This is a genomic window from Halomonas elongata (assembly GCF_029081005.1).
GTDB classification, from domain to species: Bacteria; Pseudomonadota; Gammaproteobacteria; order Pseudomonadales; family Halomonadaceae; genus Halomonas; species Halomonas elongata_B.
Window position 1 is genome coordinate 1 of record NZ_JAJQTQ010000082.1, and the last position, 475, is coordinate 475.

A 475-nucleotide genomic window follows, 5' to 3' on the forward strand; every position below is an offset into this window, starting at 1 on the left:
TTTATTATATAAAGACGGGCGGTAACGTCTTTATACCGAGGAAGCGTCAGAGTTTAACGTTATGTCCGCCAGCGCTGGATATTTTTTAGCATCCTGCGACTATTTTCGGATTTCCGACAATATAGCCAGGCCAATATCTTATTTTTTTGTGCTGCTGTTTGCCTACCAGCGCTCACGTAAAAGATTCATAAACTGGAAAAATTCATGATTATTATTCAGGCTGTATTTTTCCATGATCTTATTCTTATGATAGGCGGCGGTGCGGGGACTCACACGCTGCAGGGCGGCGATTTTACTCATATCCAGCCCTTCGAGAATACCGTGCACTACGGCGGTCTGCGATCGCGATAACACGCGATGCGGACAGCTGGCGCAGCTGAGTTCCCGGCCTGCGGCGTCGGTAGCCGTGGGGGTCATACAATGCTGGAGCTCGCTTTTAATGATCGTCAGCAATTGCGGAATACTGGCCGTTTTT

Annotated in this window: 1 protein-coding gene; it reads right to left on the reverse strand. The window is 48.2% G+C overall.

What is annotated here, in order from left to right:
- Positions 1 to 162: 162 nt before the first annotated feature.
- Positions 163 to 475 (reverse strand): helix-turn-helix transcriptional regulator (locus LU493_RS19530; RefSeq protein WP_275289468.1); only part of this gene is annotated, 313 nt, incomplete at its 5' end.